Genomic DNA, 17,129 nt, shown 5'->3' on the forward strand with positions numbered 1-17,129 from the left:
GCCGTGGGCAACGACCGTGCCAGCATGATGGGGGGCAACTACCCGGGTGCGGGCATCACCCACGGGCCCAACATGACTTTCGGTTTCCTCACGGGCAACCACATCGCCGACACGGCAGGAGTAATCGCATGAACCCGACCCCAACCCCCCTGGCCTGGCCTGTCAGCGCCGCCAGCAGCCTGAGCCGCCCCCTGGTGGACCACCGGGTCTACACCATCGCTTTCCGCAAGATGCCGGAGTTCCTGGAGGTCTTCAACCGCCTGGCCATGCCGATCCTGATGCAGACGCTGGCGCATCCCGTGGGTTTCTACACCAGCGTGGTGGGCACGCAGAACCAGTTCCTGCACCTGTGGGCCTACGAAGACTTCGCCGACTACGAGCGCCGCAGCCGTGCCCGCGATGCCCACCCCGACTTTCCGGCCTACCTGCAGGCTTCGGCCCACCTGATCACCGCGCAGGAGACGCGGCTCGTGCGCGCGGTGCCCATGCCCGGCTGGGTGCCGCTGCCGCCCACGTCCGCCGTCTGACCCGCGCGGCCGTATCGCGTGTGGCGCTCACAGGTCCCTCGCCGATGAAACGCGCGGACAGACACCCGCTCGACGACGCGCTGCTGGACGTCAAGCTGCTGCGTTTTTTGGAGGTGCTCTACAGCACGCGCCGGCTGGCGCGGGCTGCGGAGCAACTGGGGCAAAGCGCGCCCACGGTCAGCATCTGGCTCAACCAGTTGCGCGATGCGCTGAAAGACCCGCTGTTCGTCAGAACGCCCAGCGGCATGCTGCCCACGCCGCGTGCCGAGCAACTGATGCCCTCGGTACGCGAAGCCCTGCGCGTGCTGCGTTCACTCAATGCCGAACCCCAGCCGTTCGACCCGTTGTCCGCCGACCGCGTGTTCCGCGTCTGCATCACCGATGGCGGCATGCTGACACTGCTGCCGCATGTGCTGGCGAGCCTGCGCCGCCTCGCTCCCCAGGTGCAGTTGGAGGTGATCAAGCTCGGGCCCGACGCCGGCACGCTGCTGGAAAGTGGCGAAGCCGATCTCGCCATCGGCCTGGTCCCCGAACTGGACACCGGCTTCTATCAGCAGGCGCTGTTCGACCAGGTCTGGGTCTGCCTGGTCAACCCCGAACACCCGCGCGTGCGCAATCGGCTCGACTGCGAGGCCTATGCGCGCGAAGGCCACATCGAAATCAGCCTCGGCACCGGCCACCGCATGCTCGCGGCCGCCCTGGAGCGGGCGCAGATCCGGCGCAAGGTGTTTCTGGAAATGCCGGTGTACCTGGGTGTGCCGGCCATCGTGTCGTCGAGCGACCTGATCGCGACCATGCCCAGCCGGACCGGCCATTCGCTGGCGCGCAGTTTCGGCCTGAACCTGTTCCCTTGCCCGGTGCCGGTGCCGCCGTTCACGGTCAAGCAGTACTGGCACGAACGCTTCCACCACGACGCCGGTCACCGCTGGTTGCGTGGTCTGGTCCAGGAGCTGTTTCTGGAGGGCAGCAGCCTGCGCTCGGACACCAGCCCCTGACTTTGCGAAACGCAAACTCCATGTTTGCGGTGGCTGTCTGTTGCGGCCGATGACCCGTTCCTAGAATGAAAGACACCCTGCGTTTCACAACAATCATTCGAGGAGCAACATGAGGGTACTGGTCACTGGAGGCAGCGGCTTCCTGGGTGCCTGGGTCGTCAGGCAACTGGCGGAAGCCGGGCATGAACCCCTGGTTTTCGACGTCGTCGGCGACCGCAGCAAAGTGGCGGAGATCGCCGGCCAGCGGCTGGCCCGCGACATGGTCTGGGTGGTCGGCGACGTGCGCAAGGCGCAGGACGTCGGGATCGCCGCCCAGGACTGCGACGCCATCATCCATCTCGCCGGTGTGCTCACGCCGGCCTGTCAACGGTCGCCGGTGCGCGGCGCCGAGATCAACCTCATCGGCACGCTCAACGTGTTTGAAGCGGCACGCCAGCAGGGCATCGGCTCCATTGCCTACGCCAGCACGGCCGGCGTGTTCGGCCGGCACGACAGCCAGCAGCCCTGGCCCGAAACCCACTACGGTGCGTTCAAGCTGGCCTGCGAAGGCTCGGCCCGCGCCTACTGGCACGACGCCGGCGTCGGCAGTGTGGGTTTCCGTCCCTTCGTGGTCTACGGCCCGGGGCGCGACACCGGCCTGAGCGCCGGACCCAGCCTGGCCTGCCGGGCCGCCGCCCGGGGCGAAGCCTATGTGCTGCCCTTCAGCGGCCGCTGCGGCATGGTGTACGTGGAAGACGCCGCCGCGCTGTTCGTGCAGGCCGCCGTGCGGCGTCACCAGGGCGCGCACGTGTTCAACTTGGTGGGCGAAGAAGCCTCGGTGGACGACGTGATCGACGGCATCCGTGCCATCGTGCCGGAGGCCCGCCTGTCCAGTGAAGGGCCGGCGCTGCCGATTGCCGTGGGACAGGACGAAGCCGGCCTGCGCGAGCACTTCCCCGACACGGTGCGCACCTCGCTGGCCGACGGCCTGAAAGCCACCGTGCGCTTCTACCAGGGCCAGCCCGCGCAGGCGCTGGACCGCAGCGGCAGCGGGGCCCTCGCGTGAGCGGCGCGGCCATGGACAACCGCGTGGCGGTGATCGCCGGCGCGGCGGGCGGGATCGGCCGTGCCATCGCGCAACGGCTGGCGCGCGACGGCATGCGCCTGGCGCTGCTCGACCTCGATGCGGCGGCCGTGCAGGCCCTGAGCGAGGAGCTGCCGGGCAGCCTGGCGGTGGCGGCGGACCTCACCGACGAACACCGCGTGCAGGACGCGATGCGCCGCACGGAGGCGCACTTCGGCCGGCTGGACGTGCTGGTGCACGGCGTGGGCGTGACCGGGCCTTCGCTGCCCGTGCACGAATACCCGGTGCAGGACTGGCAGCGCACGCTCTCCATCAACCTGCACAGCGCCTTTCTTTGCTGCCGCGCGGTGGTGGCACCGATGCTGCGCTCGGGCTTCGGGCGCATCGTCAACATCGCCTCCATCGCGGGAAAGGAAGGCAATGCGCAGCAGAGTGCCTACTCGGTGGCCAAGGCCGGTGTGATCGCACTGACCAAGTCGATGGGCAAGGAGCTGGCCACCACACCGATCCGTGTCAACGCCATCGCCCCGGCTGTGATCCACACGCCGCTGATCGATCAGATGACGCCCGAACTCCTGGCCACGGTGCTGGCCAAGATTCCCATGGGGCGTCCCGGGCAGCCGCAGGAAGTGGCCAACCTCGTGGCCTGGCTGAGTTCGGACGAGTGTTCGTTTTCCACCGGCTCTACCTACGACCTGTCCGGCGGCCGCGCCACCTACTGAGCCGCTCCGGCGGCGCGCGCTTTTGCATTGCCCGCCTTGCAGACACTGCAGGGCGGCCAACCGATGGCTCCCCGACGAGCCGTTTTTCCACCCAGAGGAGTCCAAGATGAAAACCGTTTCCCCTTCCGTGCACCAGCCGCAGCAAGGCTCCCGCCGGACGTTCCTGCGCACCGGTGCCGGCGTGGCCATGGCCGCCGGCGTGTCCGCGGGCCTGTCGCTGCCCGCGCTGGCCCAGGCCAAGCCCGTCACCCTCAAGGCGGTGATCCAGCACCGCAACGGCGAGTCCTACAAAAAGTGGCTGTGGTTGCAGGAGCAAGTCAAGGCGCGCAGCCAGGGCAAGGTCGAGATCGAGGTCACCACCATCGGCGAGCTGGGTCTGGGCGGTACCGAGATGCTGCGCGTGCTGAAGTCGGGCGTGATCGACATGGCCGAAATCCTGCCGGGCTACGTGGCCGGTGACTTCCCGATGATCGAGGCCTGCGATCTGCCGGGCATCTCCACGAGCTTCCAGCAGTCGCGCCGGCTCTACGACGCCTGGACCGAAAACGTGGTGAGCAAGAACGAAGCGGCCATGGGCGGCAAGATCGTCGGCTCGTTCTGCTGGTCCACGATGTTCATGTACACCAAGTTCCCGCTGGAGACGCTGGACGCCTTCAAGGGCCGCAAGATCCGCGTCTTCGCCCCGGCCCAGGCGCGCTTCCTGACTGCGCTGGGCGCCGAGCCGGTGAGCATGACCACGGCGGACGTGTACCCGTCGCTGCAGCGCGGCGTGATCGACGGCGCCATCACCGGCACCGAACACGTCAAGGCCAGCAGCCTGTGGGAAGTCACCAAGTACATGACCAACGTGAACATCCCGCCCATGGGTTCGTACGTGGTGATCGGCACGCGTGGCCTGGCCAAGGTGCCGGCGGAGTTCCGCAGCATCTTCACCGACGTCTACAAGGAGTTCAGCGACCTCGGCTGGAAGCTGGGCAGCGACAACGACCAGCTCGGCTTTGCCTACGCGCTGGAAAAGGGCATGGTCCTGACCAAGGAGGCCAAGCCCGAGTGGGTGCCGCAGCTCTCCCGTATTTCTCGGGAAGACATCCTGCCGTGGTGGGCCGGTCGGGCCGGTGCGCGCGCCAAGCCGGCGTTCAACGAGTTTCTCTCGCCCATCGTGGGCTACAAGCTGAGCTGAGCACAGGGTGCGCCGCGCTTGTGGCGCGGCGCACGCCTTCTTCCCATAACAAGAGACAAGAGGCTTCCCGTGCATGTCCTCCACCAACTGATGTCGCATCTGGCCCGCGGCATGGCCTGGATCAGCGGCCTGCTGTTTTTGCTGCTGGCGTTCTACATGAGCGGCGACGCGCTCAGCCGCACGCTGGGAGGCCCCTTCACCGGCGTTTCCGACCAGATCGCCGCGTTCTGCCTCTCGCTGGGCGCCACCTGGGCGCTGGCCCAGGGGGTCGTCACCGGCGCCCATGTGCGCTCCGACGTGCTGCTGCCGCTGCTGCCGGTGCCGGTCAAGCGCTGGTTCGGCGTGCTGGCGCTGGCCGGGCTGACCGTGTTCGCCTGGATACTGGCCTATTCGTCCTACCTGCTGACCATGGAGTCCTACGACATGGGCTCCACCGTGCCGCAGTCCATCATCGAGATGCAGCTCTACATCCCGCAGGCGGTGTCGACCGTGGGTTTTGTGGTGTTTGCCGTCACGGCGCTGCTGACCACCCTGGTGGCCATGACGCGCCCGGAGCCCATTGCCGAAGAGGGAGGCATCTGAGATGGCCGCCATTGTCGTTACCACCCTGTTCGCGCTCATCGGTTGCTTCCTGCTGAGCTTTCACATCGCCAGCTCGCTGGGGCTGACGGCCGCCATCGCGGGCGCGCTGCACATCGGCGAGATCTGGGGCTTCTTCGGCCAGATCCCGTGGAACAACATCAGCAACAGCGGCATGATCGTCGTGCCCCTGTTCATCCTGATGGGCGAGCTGTTGCTGCGCAGCGGCGTGACCGAGGAGCTGTATGCCATCCTGAGCAAATGGATGGGCCGCGTGCCCGGCGGGCTGCTGCACACCAACGTGCTGGCCAGCGGGCTGTTCGCGTCCATCTGCGGCTCCAGCGTGGCCACCACGTCGACCATCGGCGCCGTCGCCCTGCCGGAAATGCGCCGCCACGGCTACGACGAAAAGCTGGCCATGGGGTCGATCACCGCCGGCGGCACGCTGGGCATCCTGATCCCGCCGAGCGTGATCATGATCATCTACGCCATCATGGCCGAGGTGTCCATCGCCCAGCTCTACATGGCCGGCATCGTGCCCGGCCTGCTGATGATGGCCGCCTTCATGCTGGTGATCTTCGGCGTCGCGCTGGTCTCGCCGCAGCGGGCCCCGAAGCTGGAGACCCGCTTCACCTGGGGCGAGCGCCTGCGCGGGCTGACGGCCGTGCTGCCGGTGCTGTTCCTGCTGGGCATGGTCATGGGCACCATCTATGCCGGCGTGGCCACGCCGACCGAGGCCGCGGGCTTCGGCTCGGTGGGGGCGTTCCTGCTGGCGCTGCTCAAGGGCCGGGTCAACCGGCGCATGCTCAGCGAGACCTTCCTGGCGACCGCGTCGACCACCAGCATGGTGCTGCTGGTGGTGGTCAGCGCCTTCCTGCTGCAGTTCGTGCTCTCGCTCGGCGGTGTGCCGGCGGCGATCTCCAACTGGATCGGGGGTCTGGGCCTGTCGCAGATCGAGCTGATCCTGTGCATCGCGCTGATCTACATCGTGCTGGGCATGTTCATGGAGAGCATGGCCATGATCGTGTGCACGCTGCCGATCCTGCTGCCCATTCTGCACGCCGCGCAGGTGGACCTGGTGTGGTTCGGCATCCTGGCCGTGATCCTGGTCGAACTCTCGCTCATCACCCCGCCCGTGGGCATGAACCTGTTCGTGATGCACGGCCTGCGCACCCGCATGGACGGCGCCCGCGCCGGCCCGCTGACCGAGATCTTTGCCAGCAGCATCCCCTTCGTGATCGCGATGCTGGTGGTGCTGGGCCTGATCATCGCCTACCCCGAAATCGCCACCGGCATCGTGGCGCACATGAAGCAGTGAGCTGCCTCCATCCTTCTTTTCTGACCCATCATGAACCTCCCCTTTGAAGGCCGGTACGCCGTCATCACCGGCGCCGGCAGCGGCATCGGCAAGGAAACCGCCCGCGTGCTCGCCGAGCGCGGCGCCCAGGGCCTGTTGCTGGCCGACCTCAACCTGGCCGGTGCCACCGAGGTCGCGCAGGACGTGGCCGCGGCCACCGGCTGCACCTGCCTGCCGTACCAACTGGATGTGGCGCGCCCGGACCAGATCGAGGCGATGTTCGCTTTCGTCGCCGAACGCTTCGGCCGCGTCGACGTGCTGGTCAACGGTGCCGGCGTCTGCACCTACCTGCCGGTCGAGGAACTGGACGCGCAGAAGTGGGAACGGGTGATGGACATCAACCTCAAGGGTTCCTACCTGTGCGCGCGCTCGGCCATTCTGCAGATGAAGCGCCAGCGCAGCGGCAAGATCGTCAACATCGCCTCGGTGGCCGCGCGCATCGGCGGCGTGGCCTCGGGCGTGGACTACGTGGCCTCCAAGGGCGGCGTGCTGTCCATGACCTATGCGCTGGCCAAGGCCTGCATGGGGCACGGCATCAACGTCAACGGTGTGGCGCCGGGCGTGATCGACACACCGCTCATCTCGGGCCACGACTACCCCGAAGGCACCATCATCGGGCAGCCGCGCGACGTGGCCAACGTGATCGCCTTCCTGGCCAGCGACGACGCCCGCCATGTGCAGGGCTGCACCATCGACGTCAACGGCGGCCTCTACATGCATTGAACGCAGCACCGCAGGGAACCTCATCACATGCAAGACAGCACAACCGAACACATCCTGGTGACGGGGGCCACCGGCGGCATCGGCCTGGGCATTTGCGAGGCGCTGGCCGAGCGCGCCCGCCGCGCCGGTAGCCCGCTGCGCCTGAGCGTCGCCAGTTCGCGGGCGGGCGAGCGCCTGGACCGGCTGGTGGCCGAGCTGCGCACGGCCGGCGTCGACGCCCACGGCGTGGCCGGTGACGTGACCGACCCCGCGCAGTGCGATGCCCTGGTGGCGCAGGCACTGGCCCAGGGTGGCGACCTGTCGGCCCTGGTCTGTGTGGCCGGCGCCTCGGGGCCGGGCCGGCTGGCGGACCTGCCGGTCGAGCAGTGGGACCTGACCTTCCAGCTCAACACGCGCGCGGTCTGGCTGCTGGCGCGCGCGGCGCGCGAGTCGCTGCTGCGCACCCGCGGCAGCATCACGGCGGTGGCGTCCATGTCGGGCTTGCATCCGCACCCGGGTTACGGCGCCTATTCGCCCGCCAAGGCGGCGCTGGTGATGCTCTGCCGCCAGCTGGCGCAGGAGTGGGGGCCGGACGGTATCCGCACCAACAGCGTCTGCCCCGGCATGATCCGCACGCCGCTGACCGAGGCGGTGTACCAGGACGATGCGACGCGGCTGCAGCGCGAGGCCCTGGTGCCGCTGGGCCGCATCGGTCGCCCCGACGACATCGGCCAGGCGGTGGCCTACCTGACCAGCGAAGCCGCGTCCTACGTCAACGGGATGAACCTGGTGGTGGACGGTGGCGTGGCGGACCACATGCTGTGCATGATCCCGGGCCGCCCCGGCAAGCCGCCGGTGGGGGCGTCGGCCGCCTGAGCCGCGCAGGCCCGGGGCGGCCCGGCGCTGCTGCCCTCCGGTGTGACGGGTTGCCGATGACCACCCTCAGTCGTCCGTTGTCGGGCCGGCGCTCTGCATGGCATGGGCCAGGGCATTCGCGCCTAGCCGTTCCAGACCGTCGGCCGCGCCCAGCCGGTCGCGCGCTTCCCGGTTCTGGCCGAGCTTGAATTTGCCCACCAGGCGGGTGATGTCGATCTCCACCCCGACGATGGCCTGCAGCATGCCGGCGATGTAGTCGCTCGGGGCGTCGCCCATCCGCCAGGGTCTGGGCTGCTGCGAGCGCGCCTCGTGCTCGCGCGTCAGGCGACCGACCAGCCCGCGCAGAAAGCGTTCATCGTGATGGATGCGGAGCACGCCGTGCGCGTGCACCACCTGGTAGTTCCAGGTCGGCACATGGCGGTGGTGTTCGGGCTTGCTGGGGTACCAGTTGGGCGAGATGTAGCCGCCCGCGGCCTGGAAGATCACCAGCACGGCGGTGTCGGCCGCCTGTTGCCACACTGGGTTGGCGCGCGCCACGTGGGCGCGCAGCGTGCCGTGCGACCCCTGCGCGGTATCGAGTTCAAAAGGCAGGTGGTTGGCGTCCAGCCCCTCGGGGCCGTGCGTCACCAGCGTGCCCAGCGGGTGCGCGGCGATGAGGGCATGCAGGACTTCGGGGCGGCGTTCTTCGAAAGCGGCGGGCAGGTACATGGGGTTTCAGGGGGCGAAGACGCCGTGCGTCGGTGCAGCGCATTGTGCGCGCGCTGTGCTCGGTGGGAGAGGTCACCATCCGGCCAGACGGGGCCTCGAATGGGCCGATCAGGCGCCCGGGTGGCAGCCATGTCGGCAGCGGTCAGAAGCTTCGCAGCGCATGCCGCAGCAGCAGCGCGGCCATCACCCACATGGTCAGACCGATCAGGCCGTCCAGAACCTGCCAGGCGCGGGGATTGCGGAACAGCGGCGCCAGCCAGCGAGCCCCGAAACCCAGCCCGCAGAACCAGACCAGGCTGGCCGTGCTCGATCCGGCCACGAACCAGCCGCGCAGACCGGGCGGCTGCTGGGCGCCGATGCTGCCCATCAGCATCACCGTGTCCAGGTAGACGTGCGGATTGAGCAGGGTGAAGGCGGCCGCCTGGGCAAGCACCGCGCCCCGGCTCAAACCAGCCCCCCCTTCGGCCGCCTGCAGCTGCCCGGCGTGCGACACCCGGCGCAGCGCCTGCCAGCCGTACCAGGCCAGAAAGGCCGCACCAGCCAGCGCAAGCGACCGGGCCAGCACCGGGCTGGCGCCCAGCGCCTGGGCCATGCCCAGCACGCCGGCCGAGATCAGCACCGCGTCGGCCAGCGCACAGAACAGCACCACCGGCGCCACGTGCTCGCGCCGCAGGCCCTGGCGCAGCACAAAGGCGTTCTGCGCGCCGATGGCGACGATCAGTCCGAAGCAGAGCAGCAGGCCCTGGACAAAAGCGGGCATGGCCTGGGCGAGGGCAGGGGTGGTCATGACCGCCATGTTGCCGCTCGCCATCAATAAAGGCAAACTGTCTTTGCTTCATTGAAATTAGAAAAACTGTATTGATGATCGACTACGCCGCTCTCAACGCCCTGGCCGCCGTGGTGCGCGAAGGCAGCTTCGACCGTGCGGCCCGTGCGCTGCACGTCACGCCCTCGGCGGTGTCGCAGCGCATCCGCCTGCTGGAGGAGCGCGTGGGCTGCGCGCTGGTGGTGCGGGGCCAGCCCTGTCGGCCTACCGAAACCGGCCGGCGCATGTGCCAGCACATGGACCGCGTGCGCCTGCTGGAACAGGAGCTGACCGACACCCTCCCGACGCTGGTGGCCGACGGGCCGACGCGGGTACCGCTGCCGGTGGCCGTCAACGCCGACAGCCTGGCCACCTGGTTCGCGCCCGCGCTGGCCGCCTTCGCGGCCAACGCGCCGGTGCTGGTGGAACTGAGCGTGGACGACCAGGACCACACGGCCGAGCGCCTGCGCACCGGCGCCGTGGTGGCCGCCGTGACCAGCGCTGCCCGGCCGGCCACCGGCTGCAACAGCCGCCCGCTGGGGATCATGCGCTACCTGGCGGCGGCCAGCCCGGCCTTCATCGGCCGGCACTTCGCCGCTGGTGTGGGCGCGGGCAGCCTGGCGCTGGCGCCCAGCCTGCTGTTCAACACCAAGGACGAATTGCAGGCGCACTGGGTGCGCCGGCTGTGCCACCGGCATGTGGAGCTGCCGCGCCACACGCTGCCGTCACCCCAGGCTTTCGTGGTCGCGGCGCAGGCTGGCATGGGCTGGGGCATGTTCCCCGAGGTCATGATCGCACAGCAACTGGCCGATGGCTCGCTGGTCGAACTGGTGCCGGGCACGCCACTGGACGTGCCGCTGCACTGGCAGACAGCACGTGCCGCGTCGGGTGTGCTCGACGGGTTGACGCGGCAGATCGTGGCGGCGGCGCGGGCGGGTTTGCAGCCCGCCTGAACGGAGTGCGGGCGTTCAGCCCAGCCAGCCCTTCACGCGCTGGCTCAGCACCTCGGTGCTGATGCCGTAGCGGTCGTGCAGCGTGGGCAGGGCGCCGGCGTCCAGGTAGGCGTCGGGCAGGCCGGCCAGGCGGAACTTCGCTGGCGCCACGCCGTTCTGCAGCAGGGCACTGGCCACCGCCTCGCCCAGACCGCCCACCACCGAATGGTTCTCGGCCACCACCACCAGGCGCGGCTTGCGCAGCACTTCGGCGAGGATGGTCACCTCGTCCAGCGGCTTGATGGTCGGGCAGTGCAGCACGGCGACACCGATGTTGTCGGCCTGCAGCGCCTTGGCCACTTCCAGCGAGCGCATGGTCATGAAGCCGCTGGAGATGATCAGCACCTCGTCGCCATCCACCAGGCGTTTGGCCTTGCCCAGCTCGAAGCTGTAGTCGTATTCGTCCAGCACCAGCGGCACGTTGCCACGCAGCAGGCGCATGTAGACCGGGCCGTTGTGCGCGGCCATCTGCGGCACGGCCTGTTCGATGTCGAGTGCATCGCAGGGGTCGATGATGGTCAGGCCCGGGATGCCGCGCATCATCGCGACGTCTTCGGTGGCCTGGTGGCTGGGGCCGTAGCCGGTGGTCAGGCCAGGCAGGGCCAGGCACATCTTCACGTTCAGGTTCTCTTCGGCGATCACCTGGTGGATGAAGTCGTAGGCACGGCGTGTGCCGAACACCGCGTAGGTGGTGGCGAAGGGGATCAGGCCTTCCTTGGCCATGCCGCCGGCCGCGCCCATCAGCAGCTGCTCGGCCATGCCCATCTGGTAGAAGCGCTCGGGGTAGGCCTGCGCGAACAGGTGCAGGTCGGTGTACTTGGCCAGGTCGGCGGTCATGCCCACGATCTCGGGCCGGTTCGCGGCCAGTTCGACCAGGGCCTTGCCGAACGGAGCGGCCTTGACGCGCTGCCCTTCGCCCGCGATGGAGGCGATCATGGCGGAGGTGGTCAGGCGCGGTTTCTTTTCGACGGCGGTGTTCATGCGGCGGCTCCTTCGGGGGCGTTCTGGTCGAGGATGGCGAGGGCCTGCTGCCACTCGGGCGGATCGACGCGGATGAAGTGGTTCTTGTCGCGCGTTTCGAGAAAGGGCACGCCCTTGCCCATCAGCGTGTTGAACAGGATCACGCGCGGCTTGGCTTCCTTCAAATGGCGCGCGGTGTCGAAGGCGGCCAGCACGGCGGCCAGGTCGTTGCCGTCGATGCGCTGCACATGCCAGCCGAACGCGGCCCATTTGTCGGCCAGCGGCTCGAAGCCCAGGATCTTGCTGCTGGGGCCGTCGGCCTGCTGGTTGTTGATGTCGACCAGGCAGATCAGGTTGTCCAGCTGGTGGTGCGCGGCCGACATGGCGGCTTCCCAGGTCGAGCCTTCGTCCAGCTCGCCGTCGCTCATGGAGTTGTAGACGAAGGCGGGGTTCTTCTTCTGCTTGAGGCCCAGCGCCATGCCCACGCCGATGATCAGGCCCTGGCCCAGCGAACCGCCGGAGATTTCCATGCCCGGCGTGTAGGTGGCCATGCCGCTCATGGGCAGGCGGCTGTCGTCGCTGCCGTAGCTTTCCAGCTCTTCCTGCGGGATCACACCGGCTTCGATGAGGGCCGCGTAGTGCGCAATGGCGTAGTGGCCGTGCGAGAGCAGGAAGCGGTCGCGGCCTTCCCATTCCGGGTTCTGCGGTTGCAGGTTGAGGGCGTGGCCATAAGCCACGGCCAGCACGTCGGCCCAGCCCAGCGCCTGGCCGATGTAGCCCTGGCCCTGAACCTCACCCATGCGGACGGCGTAGCGGCGGATGCGATGGGCGCACCGGGCCAGCGCCGGCAGTTTGTCTGCGGCGGAAGTCATGGAAATCTCCTGTGTGAAAGCTAAAGGGGTTGCGCCGGGGTCAGCGCAGGATGGCGGCGGGCACGTAGGACACGATGGCCAGCACGAGGAAGGCCACCAGATAGAAGGGGCCCATGGCGCGCACGGTTTCGCCCACCTTGACCCGGGCCAGCGAGCTGGTGATAAACAGTGTGGTGCCCACAGGTGGGGTGTAGAGACCGATGGCCAGGTTGACCACCATCATGATCCCGAGCTGGATCGGGTCCATGCCGATGCTCTGGGCCATGGGCAGGAACACCGGCGTGAGCAGCAGCACCGCCGCGGGCAGGTCCAGGAACATGCCGATGAACAGCATCATCAGGTTCATCAGCAGGATCACCATCCACTTGGCATGCACGTTCTCCTGCACCCACTGGGCGATGTGCTGGGGCATCTGGTCGAAGGTTAGCAGCCAGCCGATGGCGGCCGAGGCCATGATCACCAGCAGCACCACCCCGGTGGCCAGGCCAGCTTCCAGCACCGCGTGGTGCAGCCGCTTGAGGCTCAGGTCGCGGTACATCAGGGCCGAGACCAGGCCGGCGTAGAGCGTGGAGAGGATCGCCACTTCGGTGGGGGTGGCAAAACCGAAGCGCAGGAAGACCACGATCAGCACGGGCAGCGCCAGGGCCGGGGCCGAGTGCCAGAGGTTGCGGCGGAACGCGGCGCGGTCGGGCGGAGCGGTTTCGCGCGGCAGGTTGCGCCGCTTGCCCACCCACCAGCAGGCGAACATGAAGCCACCACACAGCAGCAGACCGGGCAGCACGCCGGCGAAGAACAGCGCCGCGATCGACGCGTTGGCACTCAGCGCAAACAGGATCAGCGGAATCGAGGGCGGGATGATGATGTCGATGGTGGCCGCCGAGGCCAGCGACGCAGCCGAGAAGGCCATCGGGTAGCGCAGCTTGCGGTGCCAGGGCATGACCAGGGCGCCGATGGCCGAGGCGTCCGCCACGGCAGAACCCGAGACCCCGCCGAACATCGTGGACGACAGCACGTTGACCTGCGCCGGCCCGCCGTGCCAGCGGCCCACGGTGGCGGTCAGCACACCGATGATGGCCTGGCCGAGGCGGCCGCCCATCATGAGCGCGCCGGTGAGCATGAAGAAGGGAATGGCGATCAGCGGGAAGCTCTGCACCTGCGCCACCATCTGCTGCACCAGCAGATCGAGCGGGACGCGGTCGCTGCTGGCGGCAGCGGCCATGGCGGCGATCAGCAGCGCATGCGCGATGGGCACGGCGGCGACAGCGCCGGCGAGGAAGACCAGAAGAATGAGGGCGCTCATAACGGGCTCCGAAGGGGTTACCAGTGGACTTCCTGGGGGGCGATCGACGCGGCCGGGAGGCTGCCGTCCGAGCGGAACGCGCGCCATGCGGACTGCAGTGCCAGCAGGGCCAGCATCACCATGCCGGCCATGACGCAGCCGTAGGTGACCGAGCCGGGCACCTGCAGGATCGGCGACTTCTCGTCGTGCACGATCTCCAGCATGGAATAGGTGGACCAGGCCAGCGTGCCGTAGAGCCCGGCCACGACCAGCCAGCCCAGCACGCCGATGACGCGGCGTGCAGCGGGCGGCACGGCTTCCACCAGGAACACGGTGGCGATGTGCGCGCCCTTTTCGGCCGCCAGCACCACACCCGCCATCACCAGCCAGGGGAACAGCAGTTCGGGCAGCTCGTTGGCCCATTGCAGGCTCGACCCGCTGATGTAGCGCAGCACGGTGTTGGCGGTGAGGATCAGGAAGATCACCCCCGTGGTCAGCCACAGCACCAGGCTGCAGATGGCCACGATGGCGTTTTCCAGGGGGTTGCGTTGTGCGGTTTGCATGGGGGCTCCAGAGGGCCTGGATCGTCACCTTGTCAGGTCACGACCCGGCGCCAGCGGGTGAATCGGACCGATGGGCTCAGTTGGCCCTGGCGGCTGCGATCACCTTCTTGACGTAGGCGCCGATGGGCGAGGCCATCCACTTGTCATCGACCGCACCCGTGGCTTTGGCGAAGGCCGCCTTGTCCACCGTGGTCACCTGCACACCCTTGGCCTTGAGGTCGGCCAGCAGCTTGTCGTCGGCGTCCTGCGACATCTTGCGTTGCAGCGCGGTGGCTTCTGCGGCGGCTTCGGTCACGGCCTTGCGGTCAGCGTCGTTCAGGCGATCCCAGGTGCGCTTGCTCATCAGGAAGGGCGTCATCTGGAACTGGTGGTTGGTCAGCGCCAGGTGTTTCTGCACCTCATACAGCTTGCTGGCGTGGATGTTGACCAGCGGGTTCTCCTGACCGTCCACCACACCCTGCTGCAGCGCGACGTACAGCTCGGCGAACTTGATCTGCTGCGCCTCGGCACCCAGCGCCTGCATGATGTCCACCAGCACCGCATCGGGCGGGGTGCGCATCTTCAGACCCTTCATGTCCTCGACCTTGCTGATCGGGCGCTTGCTGTTGGTCATGTGGCGGATGCCGTTGTCCCAGTAGCCCAGCACCACCATGCCCTTCTCGGCCGACTTCTGCGCCAGCTCCTGGCCCAGCGGGCCGTCCAGCAGCTTGAAGGCCTGCGCCGGCGTGGAGAACATGAAGGGCATGCCGTAGGCCGCGTACTCGGGCACGGCCACCGACACGGCGCCCTGCGAGTTGGCGGTCATGTCCAGCGCGCCGGTGCGCACGGCGGTCACCATGGCGGCGTCGTCACCCAGCTGGGCCGACGGCGCGACCTGAACCTCGATGCGACCGGCCGACTTGGCCTTGACCACCTCGGCGAACTTGACGGCGGCCTCGTGGCGCGGGTTGCCCGGCGCGGCGCCGTGGCCCAGGGTCAGCTTGGTGGCCTGGGCCTGCGCGGCCAGCGGCAGGGCGGCGGCCAGGGCGGCGATGGACAGCAGGGTGCGGGTGAAAGTCTTGCGTTGCATGGTGTTTGTCTCCGTTGGTGTGGGTGAAGGGTTCTCTAAATCCAGAGGCACCGCCAGGCCGGCTTTGCCGGACGGCCAGTGCCGCCCCCTGGGGGGTGACGCCGCAGGCGGCGCGGGGGGGGCAATGAATGAGCATGCCGCCGTTCACGTCGAGCGTGATGCCGGTGCAGTAGGTGGACAGCGGGCTGGCCAGGAACACGCAGGCGCCGGCGATGTCGTCGGCCCGGCCCAGGCGGGCCAGCGGAATGGTCTCGGCGATCTCGGCCTTCTTCTCTTCGGTGAGCTTGCCCTTGATGATGTCGGTGCCGATCAGGCCCGGCGTGATGCAGTTGACGCGGATGCTCTCCGGGCCAAATTCACGCGCCATGGCGCGGGCCAGGCCCAGCACGCCGGCCTTGGCGGCCGAGTAGTGCGGCCCGCCCAGAATGCCGCCGCCGCGCTGCGCCGAGACCGACGAGATGCAGACGATGGAGCCGCTTTGTTGCGCGCGCATGGCGGGCAGCACCGCCTGCGACATGTAGAGCGTGCCGCGCAGGCTCACGTCCAGGATGCGGTCGTAGTCGGCGCCGGTGATCTCCAGCGTCTTCACCGGCTGGGTGATGCCGGCGTTGTTCACCAGCGTGTCGATGCGGCCGAAGGCCTGGAGCACGGCCGCCGCGGCGGCGTCGCACGACGCCTTGTCGGTCACGTCGGCCACGATGCCGATGGCGCCGTTGCCGATCTGCGCGGCCGCCGCTGCGGGGTCGGCGCGTTCGAGGTCGAGGATGGCGACCCGGGCGCCCTGGGCGGCCATGAGGCGGGCGGTGGCGAAACCCAGGCCGTTGACACCGGCTCCGCCGGTGATGATGGCCACGTTGTCCTTGAGCAGCATGCGTCTTGTCTCCATGGGTTGAGTTGTGTTGTAAGTGGATTCTCAAAGCCGGTCATGCTGATGACAAGCGATAAAAGGTCAGCGTAAGATGACATAACGTCATTCAACATCAGGGTTCACCCCATGGCCGCTTTGCCACCCATTGCCAATCTGCAGGCCTTCGAAGCGGTGGCCCGGCGCCGCAGCTTCGCGCTGGCCGCGGTCGAGCTGCACCTCACCGCCTCGGCCATCAGCCACCAGGTGTCGCGGCTCGAATCGCACCTGGGCGTGCGCCTGTTCGAGCGCAGCGCGCACGGCGTGCGCCTGAGCCCCGCAGGCGAGCACTACCGGCTGCACGTGGGCGCGGCGCTGAACGCGATTGCCACCGCCACTGATGACCTGCGACAGGGCATCCGCAACAGCCTGTATGTGCACTCGGCGCCCAGCATCGCCAGCCTCTGGCTCATGCCGCGGCTGCACCGCTTCGCGCAGGCCTACCCGGACATCTCGCTCAACCTCTCGGCCGCGCACACGCCCAGCGACTTCGCGCTCGGCCAGTCCGACATCGACATCCGCTACGGCATTCCGCAGTGGGGCGATCTGGTGGTGGAGCCGCTGTTCGTCGAGTCTCTGGTGCCGCTGGCCAGCCCGGCCTTCATCAAGGCGCACAAGCTCAAGCGGGTGGAGCAGCTGCTGGAGGTGCCGCTGATCCAGAGCAACGTGAGCATCGTGCAGTGGTCCGACTGGTTCGGCCGCTTCACGAAGCTGCGCTCGCCCGACCGCTTCGCCCTGCGTTTCGACCGGGCGCAGATGTCACTGGATGCCGCCACGCAAGGCCTGGGCGTTGCGCTGGAGAGCGCCATGAATGCGGGCGGGCACCTGGGCGAGGGCAAGCTCAAGGCTCCGTTCGGCCTGGACCAGGCCATCCAGGTCAAGGCGCACTTCGCTGTCTACCCCGAACGCCACGCCAAACGCCCGGCGGTGGAGGCGTTTCTGTCCTGGCTGCACAGCGAGGCGGCGAAGACCTGAG

The 17,129-nt window shown here is 68.4% G+C and carries 18 protein-coding genes and 1 pseudogene; 11 read left to right on the top strand and 8 right to left on the bottom strand.

Annotated elements, in window-relative coordinates; all coding sequences use genetic code 11:
• The first annotated feature begins 128 nt into the window (after nucleotides 1-128).
• The 9 genes from L0977_RS16920 (at nucleotide 129) to L0977_RS16960 (ending at nucleotide 8,001) form a co-directional block, all read left to right on the top strand.
• On the top strand, nucleotides 129-527 hold the full coding sequence (locus L0977_RS16920; protein ID WP_234266033.1) for an NIPSNAP family protein: 399 nt from the start codon (nucleotides 129-131) through the stop codon (nucleotides 525-527).
• A 44-nt stretch (nucleotides 528-571) separates the two neighbouring features.
• A complete protein-coding gene (locus L0977_RS16925) occupies nucleotides 572-1,522 on the top strand; it encodes a LysR family transcriptional regulator (RefSeq protein ID WP_234266034.1) in 951 nt (316 codons plus the stop codon).
• Nucleotides 1,523-1,631: 109 nt separating this feature from the next.
• Entirely contained in the window at nucleotides 1,632-2,567 is a 936-nt protein-coding gene (locus L0977_RS16930) for an NAD-dependent epimerase/dehydratase family protein (protein ID WP_234266035.1), read from the top strand.
• 11 nt (nucleotides 2,568-2,578) lie between these two features.
• Nucleotides 2,579-3,307: an SDR family oxidoreductase gene (locus L0977_RS16935; protein ID WP_234266036.1), complete on the top strand. Its 729-nt coding sequence runs from the start codon at nucleotides 2,579-2,581 to the stop codon at nucleotides 3,305-3,307.
• A gap of 106 nt (nucleotides 3,308-3,413) precedes the next feature.
• The gene (gene dctP, locus L0977_RS16940; RefSeq protein ID WP_234266037.1) at nucleotides 3,414-4,487 is read left to right on the top strand and encodes a TRAP transporter substrate-binding protein DctP; all 1,074 of its coding nucleotides are present in this window, start codon (nucleotides 3,414-3,416) and stop codon (nucleotides 4,485-4,487) included.
• Between the two features lie 69 nt (nucleotides 4,488-4,556).
• On the top strand, nucleotides 4,557-5,069 hold the full coding sequence (locus L0977_RS16945) for a TRAP transporter small permease (protein WP_234266038.1): 513 nt from the start codon (nucleotides 4,557-4,559) through the stop codon (nucleotides 5,067-5,069).
• A 1-nt stretch (nucleotide 5,070) separates the two neighbouring features.
• Complete coding sequence (locus tag L0977_RS16950; protein WP_234266039.1) at nucleotides 5,071-6,384, top strand: TRAP transporter large permease; 1,314 nt, start codon at nucleotides 5,071-5,073, stop codon at nucleotides 6,382-6,384.
• A gap of 30 nt (nucleotides 6,385-6,414) precedes the next feature.
• A complete protein-coding gene (locus L0977_RS16955) occupies nucleotides 6,415-7,146 on the top strand; it encodes an SDR family NAD(P)-dependent oxidoreductase (protein WP_234266040.1) in 732 nt (243 codons plus the stop codon).
• Between the two features lie 27 nt (nucleotides 7,147-7,173).
• Nucleotides 7,174-8,001 carry an SDR family NAD(P)-dependent oxidoreductase gene (locus L0977_RS16960; RefSeq protein ID WP_234266041.1) on the top strand — a complete coding sequence of 276 codons (828 nt, stop codon included), beginning with the start codon at nucleotides 7,174-7,176 and terminating at the stop codon, nucleotides 7,999-8,001.
• Between the two features lie 66 nt (nucleotides 8,002-8,067).
• On the opposite strand, the gene L0977_RS16965 is transcribed toward L0977_RS16960, so the two are convergent.
• Nucleotides 8,068-8,709 carry an FMN-binding negative transcriptional regulator gene (locus L0977_RS16965; protein WP_234266042.1) on the bottom strand — a complete coding sequence of 214 codons (642 nt, stop codon included), beginning with the start codon at nucleotides 8,707-8,709 and terminating at the stop codon, nucleotides 8,068-8,070.
• 142 nt (nucleotides 8,710-8,851) lie between these two features.
• Nucleotides 8,852-9,496: a LysE/ArgO family amino acid transporter gene (locus L0977_RS16970; protein WP_234266043.1), complete on the bottom strand. Its 645-nt coding sequence runs from the start codon at nucleotides 9,494-9,496 to the stop codon at nucleotides 8,852-8,854.
• 74 nt (nucleotides 9,497-9,570) lie between these two features.
• Here L0977_RS16970 and L0977_RS16975 point away from each other — a divergent pair, with 74 nt between their 5' ends.
• Nucleotides 9,571-10,467 carry a LysR family transcriptional regulator ArgP gene (locus L0977_RS16975; protein WP_234266044.1) on the top strand — a complete coding sequence of 299 codons (897 nt, stop codon included), beginning with the start codon at nucleotides 9,571-9,573 and terminating at the stop codon, nucleotides 10,465-10,467.
• Between the two features lie 15 nt (nucleotides 10,468-10,482).
• Here L0977_RS16975 and L0977_RS16980 read toward each other — a convergent pair whose 3' ends face one another.
• From L0977_RS16980 to L0977_RS17005, 6 genes and pseudogenes are all read right to left on the bottom strand, one after another.
• On the bottom strand, nucleotides 10,483-11,487 hold the full coding sequence (locus tag L0977_RS16980) for a transketolase family protein (RefSeq protein WP_234266045.1): 1,005 nt from the start codon (nucleotides 11,485-11,487) through the stop codon (nucleotides 10,483-10,485).
• Entirely contained in the window at nucleotides 11,484-12,338 is an 855-nt protein-coding gene (locus L0977_RS16985; RefSeq protein ID WP_234266046.1) for a transketolase, read from the bottom strand. The genes L0977_RS16980 and L0977_RS16985 overlap by 4 nt, the downstream gene beginning before the upstream one ends.
• A gap of 40 nt (nucleotides 12,339-12,378) precedes the next feature.
• Entirely contained in the window at nucleotides 12,379-13,638 is a 1,260-nt protein-coding gene (locus L0977_RS16990; protein ID WP_234266047.1) for a TRAP transporter large permease, read from the bottom strand.
• Nucleotides 13,639-13,655: 17 nt separating this feature from the next.
• Nucleotides 13,656-14,180: a TRAP transporter small permease gene (locus tag L0977_RS16995; RefSeq protein WP_234266048.1), complete on the bottom strand. Its 525-nt coding sequence runs from the start codon at nucleotides 14,178-14,180 to the stop codon at nucleotides 13,656-13,658.
• Nucleotides 14,181-14,256: 76 nt separating this feature from the next.
• Nucleotides 14,257-15,249: a TRAP transporter substrate-binding protein gene (locus L0977_RS17000; protein ID WP_234266049.1), complete on the bottom strand. Its 993-nt coding sequence runs from the start codon at nucleotides 15,247-15,249 to the stop codon at nucleotides 14,257-14,259.
• Between the two features lie 124 nt (nucleotides 15,250-15,373).
• A pseudogene (locus tag L0977_RS17005) lies at nucleotides 15,374-16,120 on the bottom strand (SDR family NAD(P)-dependent oxidoreductase); the annotation flags it as partial.
• Nucleotides 16,121-16,243: 123 nt separating this feature from the next.
• Here L0977_RS17005 and L0977_RS17010 point away from each other — a divergent pair.
• Complete coding sequence (locus L0977_RS17010) at nucleotides 16,244-17,128, top strand: LysR substrate-binding domain-containing protein (protein ID WP_234266050.1); 885 nt, start codon at nucleotides 16,244-16,246, stop codon at nucleotides 17,126-17,128.
• Nucleotide 17,129: the final 1 nt, after the last annotated feature.

The organism is Hydrogenophaga sp. NFH-34, assembly GCF_021401345.1.
Lineage (GTDB): Bacteria > Pseudomonadota > Gammaproteobacteria > Burkholderiales > Burkholderiaceae_C > Hydrogenophaga > Hydrogenophaga electricum.

Bases quoted from the DNA above. Each gene is read 5' to 3' on its own strand.
- L0977_RS16975 (WP_234266044.1), top strand. From the start codon at position 9,571: ATGATCGACTACGCCGCTCTCAACGCCCTGGCCGCCGTGGTGCGCGAA.
- L0977_RS16995 (WP_234266048.1), bottom strand. From the start codon at position 14,180: ATGCAAACCGCACAACGCAACCCCCTGGAAAACGCCATCGTGGCCATC.
- L0977_RS17000 (WP_234266049.1), bottom strand. From the start codon at position 15,249: ATGCAACGCAAGACTTTCACCCGCACCCTGCTGTCCATCGCCGCCCTG.
- L0977_RS16990 (WP_234266047.1), bottom strand. From the start codon at position 13,638: ATGAGCGCCCTCATTCTTCTGGTCTTCCTCGCCGGCGCTGTCGCCGCC.
- L0977_RS16985 (WP_234266046.1), bottom strand. From the start codon at position 12,338: ATGACTTCCGCCGCAGACAAACTGCCGGCGCTGGCCCGGTGCGCCCAT.
- L0977_RS16965 (WP_234266042.1), bottom strand. From the start codon at position 8,709: ATGTACCTGCCCGCCGCTTTCGAAGAACGCCGCCCCGAAGTCCTGCAT.
- L0977_RS16970 (WP_234266043.1), bottom strand. From the start codon at position 9,496: ATGACCACCCCTGCCCTCGCCCAGGCCATGCCCGCTTTTGTCCAGGGC.
- L0977_RS17010 (WP_234266050.1), top strand. From the start codon at position 16,244: ATGGCCGCTTTGCCACCCATTGCCAATCTGCAGGCCTTCGAAGCGGTG.
- L0977_RS16950 (WP_234266039.1), top strand. From the start codon at position 5,071: ATGGCCGCCATTGTCGTTACCACCCTGTTCGCGCTCATCGGTTGCTTC.
- L0977_RS16920 (WP_234266033.1), top strand. From the start codon at position 129: ATGAACCCGACCCCAACCCCCCTGGCCTGGCCTGTCAGCGCCGCCAGC.
- L0977_RS16930 (WP_234266035.1), top strand. From the start codon at position 1,632: ATGAGGGTACTGGTCACTGGAGGCAGCGGCTTCCTGGGTGCCTGGGTC.
- L0977_RS16980 (WP_234266045.1), bottom strand. From the start codon at position 11,487: ATGAACACCGCCGTCGAAAAGAAACCGCGCCTGACCACCTCCGCCATG.
- L0977_RS16925 (WP_234266034.1), top strand. From the start codon at position 572: ATGAAACGCGCGGACAGACACCCGCTCGACGACGCGCTGCTGGACGTC.
- L0977_RS16960 (WP_234266041.1), top strand. From the start codon at position 7,174: ATGCAAGACAGCACAACCGAACACATCCTGGTGACGGGGGCCACCGGC.
- dctP (WP_234266037.1), top strand. From the start codon at position 3,414: ATGAAAACCGTTTCCCCTTCCGTGCACCAGCCGCAGCAAGGCTCCCGC.
- L0977_RS16955 (WP_234266040.1), top strand. From the start codon at position 6,415: ATGAACCTCCCCTTTGAAGGCCGGTACGCCGTCATCACCGGCGCCGGC.
- L0977_RS16935 (WP_234266036.1), top strand. From the start codon at position 2,579: ATGGACAACCGCGTGGCGGTGATCGCCGGCGCGGCGGGCGGGATCGGC.